The organism is Francisella noatunensis subsp. noatunensis (assembly GCF_009823375.1).
Taxonomy (GTDB): domain Bacteria; phylum Pseudomonadota; class Gammaproteobacteria; order Francisellales; family Francisellaceae; genus Francisella; species Francisella noatunensis.
Map to the genome: position 1 here is coordinate 1 of NZ_WBSX01000088.1, position 7,679 is coordinate 7,679.

Consider the following 7,679-nt stretch of genomic DNA (forward strand, 5'->3'; position numbering starts at 1 on the left):
CAATATAAATACAAAAAAGAAGGTGACTCTAAACAAGTTAAGATAAAGGATAGAGCGAGTATTTCTGAAAGACCTAGCAGTGCTAATAGAAAAAATCTTTATCACTTTGAAGGTGACACTATTGTTGGTAAAGACCATAAAAGTGCTATTGTAACAATGGTCGATAGAGCTAGCAGATTTACTATTTTAGCCAAGTCTATAGATAGAACAGCTAATTCAATCAATAGAATATTGTACAAAGTATCTAATGGTCATAAAATATTAACAGCTACATTTGATAATGGTAAAGAGTTTGCTAAACATAAGAAGCTAACTAGCAAGACTGGCATCAAAGTATTCTTTGCTGATCCATACAGTCCTTGGCAAAGAGGTACTAATGAAAACATGAATAGGTATATCAGACAATTTATACCTAAAGGTACTAACTTTAACAATATATCTCATCAATACATTAGAAAGTTACAGATAGACTTGAATAATAGACCTAAGAAATGTTTAAATTACTTGACACCTAATGAAGTACATTTTGGTATCTCTATAAACATTGAGAATACAATCTAGCGTTTTTATTGATTTATTAAAATCCGCTATTCTTGAACATGATTTTTATGTATCATGATTTGTGAAGTATATATTATCTGTATACAACATTGAATATCTAAGGAGTCTTAAATGAAAATACTATCTACTAATGTTTATGTGGGACCTAACATCTATGCAAACTTTCCTGTTATAAAGCATGAGATTGATTTATGCGTACTTGAAAACTGGCCATCTGCGAAGATTGGTGAGGATTTTATAAATCGACTTGTGGATAGTTTACCAGGATTGGAAGAGCATGGTTGTTCTTATAGGGAAAAAGGCGGCTTTATCCGCAGATTAAGAGAAGATGATGGAACTTGGATGGGACATATTTGGGAGCATTCAATACTTGAGCTTCAAGATATGGCTGGTAGTGATGTTACCTATGGTCGTACAAGATCGACAGGCGAGGCAGGTCACTATAATATGGTTTATGAATATAAGCAGAAAGATGTTGGTCTAAGAGCTATGGAGTTAGCTAGAGACTTATTAGTATCTTTATTACCTGAAGAGCTCAAGAAACAAGTAGAACATAAGAATGAAGACTTTGATTTTGAATATGAGAAGGTTAGATTTATTAAATTTGCTCAAAGCAAAGAGTTTGGACCAAGTACAGCCTCATTGATTGAAGCTGCTAAAAAAAGAGATATCCCATATCTTAGACTAAATGATCAGTCATTAGTGCAATTTGGTTATGGTAAATATCAACAGAGAATTCGAGCAACAATAACTGGTAAAACAACTAGTATTGCGGTTGATTTATCATGCGATAAAAATCAAACTAATACTATATTAGAAGGTCTAGGGCTTCCTGTTCCTAAGCAGAAAATGGTAACTACAGAGGAAGGTGCTTTAAGAGCAGCAAAAATTTTAGGATTTCCATTAGTAGTTAAGCCTTTAGATGGTAATCATGGTCGCGGTATATCTATTAATCTAAAGACTATGCAAGAAATTAAAGATGCGTTTGTTGAAGCAAACAAAGTATCAAGATATGTTATAGTAGAACAATTTGCAACAGGTTTTGACCATAGAATGTTGGTCGTTGATGGTAAGCTTGTTGCAGTTGCAAAAAGAGTGCCTGGACATGTCGTGGGTGATGGGAAACATAACATAAAAGAATTAGTTGATATCGTAAATGAAGACCCGCGTAGAGGTGTCGGACATGAGAAAGTTTTAACAAAATTAGAGTTAGATTATCAGGCTAAGACTTTATTAAAAGCAGCGGGATATGATGAAAACACTATCCTTAAAGAAGGAGAGATTTTCTATTTAAGATCTACAGCTAATCTTTCAACTGGTGGTACTGCTATAGATGTGACGGATATAGTCCATCCAGATAATAAAGATATGGCAGAAAGAGTAATAAAAGCTATAGGTCTTGATGTTGGTGGTGTTGATTTCTTGATAGATGATATTTCTCAATCATACCATGATATTGGTGGTGCTATTTGTGAGTGTAATGCTGCTCCAGGATTTAGAATGCACGTAGCTCCTAGTGAAGGTAAACCAAGAGATGTAGCCGGAGCTGTTATTGATATGCTAATTCCTAAAGAGTATGGTAACGCTAGAATTCCTATTGCTGCTATCACTGGAACAAATGGTAAAACTACAACTTCGCGAATGGTTGCCCATATGTGGAAAAATGCTGGTAAGATCGTAGGCTTAACAACTACTGATGGTGTATATATCAATGGTAAGTTGACAGTTGCTGGAGATGCTACAGGTCCAACTTCTGCACGGATGGTTTTAAAAGACCCATCAGTAGAAATGGCAATCTTAGAGACAGCTAGAGGTGGATTACTAAGAAGTGGTATGGGATATGATTATTGTAATGTTGGAGCATGTTTAAATGTTTCATCTGATCACCTAGGGCTTAAGGGGGTAAGTACGCTAGAAGATTTGGCTAAAGTCAAGAGTATTGTTCCACAAGCGGCAAAAGATGTTGCAGTACTAAATGCCGATGATCCGAACGTGCTTAAGATGTCGGCTAAAGTAACAGCTAAGCATATACTATATGTGACGATGAACCCAGAACATGCTTTAGTTAAGCAACATATACGTGCTGGAGGTAAAGCTTGTATTATCGAGAAAGGTGTGAATGGAGACATGATTACAATTTTTGATAATAATGTACATATCCCTGTTTTGTGGACTCACTTAATACCAGCTACTATGGAAGGTAAGGCTATCCATAATGTTCAAAACTCTATGTTTGCTATCGCAATATGCTATGGTATGGGAATGAGTTTAGATGATCTTAGAGACGGTTTAAGAACATTTGTTACATCATTCTATCAAGCACCTGGACGTATGAACTGGTTTGAAGAACATCCATTTAAAGTATTGATGGATTATGGACATAACCCAGCAGCGATCAAACTTGTGAGTCAAATGATTGACAACATGGAGTTTTCTGGTAAGAAAATATGTGTATTAGCATCTCCTGGTGATAGAAGAGATGAGGATATATATGAGCTTGCAAAAACAGCAGCACCTTATTACGATCACTTCATCTGTAAACGTGATGATACTCTAAGAGGCAGAGCCCCAGATGAGGTTCCTAGAATGCTTAAAGAAGCTTTGATTGAAGCGGGTGTTGCTGCAGATAGAATAGAGACTATTGAAAGTGAGCAAGAAGCTGTAGATCACGCTCTTAGTATGGCACAAGATGGAGATCTAGTTGTTATATTTGCTGATAAACTTAAGAGAACTTGGAAACAGATTATCTATTTCAATAAAGATAATACAAATGATAACAAAGAACATAAAGAAGAGAAAAAAGAGATGTTCTCTGCTTCTATTATTGCTCAGGATCCAAGCTTGTCGGAAGAAATTTCTGAGGTTATCAAAGCTGGTGTTATAGCTGATGAAAGTGGTGTTAGAGTTATTTTCGATGAAGAAGATAATGACTAATTGTTTGGTTTTTATTATTTAATGGAGCCTTTGTATGATTCCTGAAGGTTATTCACGTAGACTTATTGGACCTAATCTATTTTTTAAGGAAACTGGAACAGTCTTAGATGTGCCGCTTATCGATCATCGTGATGAATTAACAAAACTTTTCTACCAAGAGGCAGAAAGAATACTTCCAGCTCTTGGTTGGGAGCATATAAAATTAACACACAAATTTTTTAATAATGGTGTTCGTTATGCGATGATTGCACCTGTAGATATTACTATGCCAGCATGTGATGTCATTGACTTTATTTGGCTTTCTGTGAGAGAAGGGTTTGAGAATGGCTCCTTTAAAACTCTTGAAGAAGCAAAACAAAAACTCATACCTCTGATAGATGAAGATAAGAATCTTACATACAGGAAGCTTTATGATTTAGCTAAATCTAAAGGCTTTAATGCTTTTAGAGATAAAAATAAAGCTTTTGTTGGTTCTGGTACAGGTTGTTATGAGTTTGATCTAGACAACGATAAAATTGAAGATGTTGATTGGTCAAAAGTCTATGATATTCCAGCTGTAATTGTAACAGGTACTAATGGTAAGACCACTACAGTTAGATTGACTGATTATATTTGTCGTATGGCAGGTAAGCTTACTGGTTACACATCTACAGATTGGGTTAAAGTTAATGATGAGTTGATAGATGAGGGAGACTATTCTGGTCCAACAGGTCATCAATTTGTTTTGACAAACAAAAAGGTAGAAGTTGCTTTGCTTGAGTCTGCTCGTGGAGGTCTTCTAAAGAGAGGCTTGATAGAGACTTATATAAATGCAGTAGCAGTTACGAATGTTTCTGCAGATCATCTAGGTGAAGATGGCATTGAAACAGTTGCAGAACTAGCAGAAGCAAAAGCTATTGTATTTCGAACAATGGGTAAAGATTCTCATGCTGTAATTAATTTAGATAATTCATATATGAAACAGCAATTTGATAAATTAAGTTGCGCTAAAATAGTTGTTACGCAGAATCCTGATCAACACGATATGGATTACTATTTATCAAAGGTGGACTATGCTTGTGTAGTAGAGAATGATACTTTTACATGGATTGATAAAACTTCTAAAAAGCAAATTCTTCCAGTAGTAGATGCTCCTTTGACAGTTAAAGGTTTTGCTAAGCATAATATTGAAAATGCCATGATTGCCATAGCTTTATCGTTTAAATTAGGTATTAGCTTAGATGATATCAGAGCAGCTCTTAAAAATTTCAAAAGTGATCCTAAAGTTAACAGAGGTCGTGCAAATATTTTTGAATTTGATAATAAAGTTGCTGTTATTGACTACGCCCATAACGAGGCTGGTATGGAAGCTTTGTTAAATATGATAAAAGCTTATGATAAGGGTGGTAAGAAGTATCTAATGATAGGAACTACAGGAGATCGTAAATATTTAATCTCTGGTATTAATGATATCATTATCAAACATGGCATAGACTTTGTGGTTATTAAAGAAACTGAAAAGTATCTCAGAGGAGCTAAACCTCTTGAGTTGCCTACTTTGATCCGTGATAATTTAGAAAGCAAAGGTTTTGATATTTCAAAAACTTATATTTCACATGGAGAGCTAATTGGAGTTAAATATATATTAGATATGCTTGAAGATAATGATATAGGTATTTTTTGTTGTCAGGCAGAGTTAGAAGAGGTTGCAAAGTACCTTGAAAATTTAGCTGATAAATAACTATCTATTTAGTAGGCAAACAACATGTGTTGCGATGCCTTCTTTCCTACCTATAAATCCTAACTGTTCAGTAGTTGTTGCCTTTATGTTTATTTGATTAATTTGTATTTCAAGTACACTTGCCAAGCAAGCTTTCATTTTTTCTATATGAGGAAGCATTTTAGGTGCTTGTGCAATGATGGTACAATCAATATTGCTTATCGAGTATTCTTTATCATCAAGCATTTTTTTTATTTCAGCTAAGAAAAATTTACTATCAGTATTTTTATACTCCATGTCAGTGTCTGGAAAATGTTTACCTATATCTCCAAGACCTAATGCGCCTAAAATAGCATCACAAAGGGCATGAATTAATACATCACCATCAGAGTGAGCTTCTAATCCCATTGCATATGGAATCTCGATTCCACCAATATTAATATTTTTCTTTGAGGATGTGAACTTGTGTACGTCATAACCATGGCCAATTCTAAATGACATTACTTTTATCCTTAATCCTGTGACACTGGATAGTTGTTCGCTAGCCAACCTTCTTTAATTCCTCCACTCATTGAGTAAACATTTTTATATCCCATTTTTTGCAAATTAAAACCTGCTAATAGTGACCTGTAGCCAGATCCACAGTATAGATATATTTTTTGGTCTTTATTAGGTATAAGATTTTCAATCTTAACCTCTATTTGTCCTTTGCTTAGGTGTGTTGCTCCTGGAATATGGAACTGGGCAAACTCAGAATCTTCTCTAACATCAATAACGACTCCATCAAGATTGTTGTTTTCATACATATTGTAAAGACTATCTGCTGAAATCTCAGGTACTTGATGTTTTGCTTGATTAATTAAGTTTATATACTGGGTTGGCATAAAATCTTTTGGTTTATTAGTAGGGTAGCCATTTGTATTCCATGCTCTCCAACCACCATCAACAGAAATTACATTTTTATATCCCATTTTTTGTAGTAAATCAGTAACTAAAGCAGATCTAAAACCACCGCCACAATAAAAGTACATTTTTTGATTTTTATTGGGTACTAGCTGCTCAATACGACATTCAATTAGTCCTTTACTAATATGAATAGCATTAGGAATATATCCATTTGCAAATTCTGACTCTTCACGTGTATCAATAAGTAAACCATCAAGAGTTTCTGTTTCATTCATTTTGTTGATATCATCAACTGTACATTCTTGTATTCTACTTTTTGCATCGTTTACTAAATCTAAAAAACCTGATGTGTGTTGCATATCTATACCTTGTAGTTTTGTATTAAATAACTATTTATATTTTATCTTTTTCTTTGCTTAAAGAGAATACTTAAAGAATATAATCAATAACTTGGAATATGATAATAATAGCAATAGCTAGAGCAAAGTTGTTAAGCTTATTATTTTTCATTGATTTGTAAATTATTTCAAAATTACGGTTACGAAGTATTCTAACCATATTTAGTGAACACGAAACAAGCATTATTAGAGAAAATAGTCCAACAACAGATAGTGCTATTAAAAAAAGTTTTTTAAAATAATAGTTCAGGATTATCGGTAGCATAAAAAGCAGAAAGCTTAATAATATGTTTTTGCTTAGTGTCGATAGGTTGTTCATTTTAAATCTATCAAGTACTAGATCTTTTAATGCTAATGATAGAGTTATAAAAGCAGTTGTCACAGAAATTGTAATAAAGGTATAAACTAAAGTTATAACTTGAGAAGACTGAATATTAGCTTTAAGAATATAAATAAGCTGAGTTACACTATCTTCGGAGCTAAGAGATTTTAAGACTTCTGCAAAGCTATTTTTATCATCATAAATAGCTATATTGCCAAATATTGATACTATCCAGCACACATATATTACCAATATTATTAGAGATGCAACTATAATAATTCTTCTAATATCTTTTGGATGTGGTCCAACATAGTTGACAACGCTAGGAACAATTATATGAGCTGAGAATGTTGTGGCAAGTATTGGTAAAGTGACTATAACCTCTTTTAGAGTGCCAAAACTATAGCTATCTAGCTTAGAGATACTTATAGTCTTGAAAAGTAATAATATTGTAAATAATATGATAATAAGCTTTACGGTAAGAAAAACTCTATTAAGCCATTCAGCAGGCCCTGTACCTTTTAATATGCTAGATTGTATTCTGAAAGTTTTAAATAGTTGAAAGAGAGTTCCAAATATAGTTTATTAGGTTTTGACGAAACTAAAATAAACGATAAGGAACTAAAAAATGCCAAAGCACTTAACTCTTTCAAATAGATATTGCATAGAAGAATTACTTAAATTAGGATACCAAACATCTCAAATAGCCAATAAAATTGGCTATAGTGAAAGAGCTATAAAAAAGGAACTTAATCGCACTAGTATAAATAGTGACTATAATGCTGAGATAGCACAGAAGCTATATCAAAGCCGCAGAACTTCAAATAATCATAAGCTATCCTGTAAAGTTAAAAAGCTA

The 7,679-nt window shown here is 33.5% G+C and carries 6 protein-coding genes and 1 pseudogene; 4 read left to right on the plus strand and 3 right to left on the minus strand.

What is annotated here, in order from left to right; genetic code table 11:
- From F8C69_RS07550 to F8C69_RS07560, 3 genes are all read left to right on the plus strand, one after another.
- On the plus strand, positions 1-561 hold a 561-nt coding region (locus F8C69_RS07550; RefSeq protein ID WP_159183759.1), incomplete at its 5' end, for an IS30 family transposase.
- Positions 562-672: 111 nt separating this feature from the next.
- Entirely contained in the window at positions 673-3,495 is a 2,823-nt protein-coding gene (gene cphA / locus F8C69_RS07555) for a cyanophycin synthetase (RefSeq protein WP_159184775.1), read from the plus strand.
- 34 nt (positions 3,496-3,529) lie between these two features.
- On the plus strand, positions 3,530-5,215 hold the full coding sequence (locus F8C69_RS07560) for a Mur ligase family protein (RefSeq protein ID WP_159184776.1): 1,686 nt from the start codon (positions 3,530-3,532) through the stop codon (positions 5,213-5,215).
- Here the strand turns inward: F8C69_RS07560 and ispF are convergent, their stop codons facing one another.
- The 3 genes and pseudogenes from ispF to F8C69_RS07575 all read right to left on the minus strand — a co-directional run.
- Positions 5,216-5,695 carry a 2-C-methyl-D-erythritol 2,4-cyclodiphosphate synthase gene (ispF, locus tag F8C69_RS07565; protein ID WP_159184777.1) on the minus strand — a complete coding sequence of 160 codons (480 nt, stop codon included), beginning with the start codon at positions 5,693-5,695 and terminating at the stop codon, positions 5,216-5,218.
- 11 nt (positions 5,696-5,706) lie between these two features.
- The gene (locus tag F8C69_RS07570; protein ID WP_159184778.1) at positions 5,707-6,459 is read right to left on the minus strand and encodes a rhodanese-like domain-containing protein; all 753 of its coding nucleotides are present in this window, start codon (positions 6,457-6,459) and stop codon (positions 5,707-5,709) included.
- Between the two features lie 70 nt (positions 6,460-6,529).
- Positions 6,530-7,354 (minus strand): annotated as a pseudogene (locus tag F8C69_RS07575) (aromatic amino acid transport family protein); the annotation flags it as partial.
- Positions 7,355-7,448: 94 nt separating this feature from the next.
- Here F8C69_RS07575 and F8C69_RS07580 point away from each other — a divergent pair.
- A partial coding sequence (locus F8C69_RS07580) for a helix-turn-helix domain-containing protein (protein WP_159183974.1) occupies positions 7,449-7,679 on the plus strand: 231 nt, incomplete at its 3' end.

Excerpts from the sequence above, each read along its gene's own strand:
- cphA (WP_159184775.1), top strand. The coding sequence starts at position 673 with ATGAAAATACTATCTACTAATGTTTATGTGGGACCTAACATCTATGCA.
- F8C69_RS07570 (WP_159184778.1), bottom strand. The coding sequence starts at position 6,459 with ATGCAACACACATCAGGTTTTTTAGATTTAGTAAACGATGCAAAAAGT.
- ispF (WP_159184777.1), bottom strand. The coding sequence starts at position 5,695 with ATGTCATTTAGAATTGGCCATGGTTATGACGTACACAAGTTCACATCC.
- F8C69_RS07560 (WP_159184776.1), top strand. The coding sequence starts at position 3,530 with ATGATTCCTGAAGGTTATTCACGTAGACTTATTGGACCTAATCTATTT.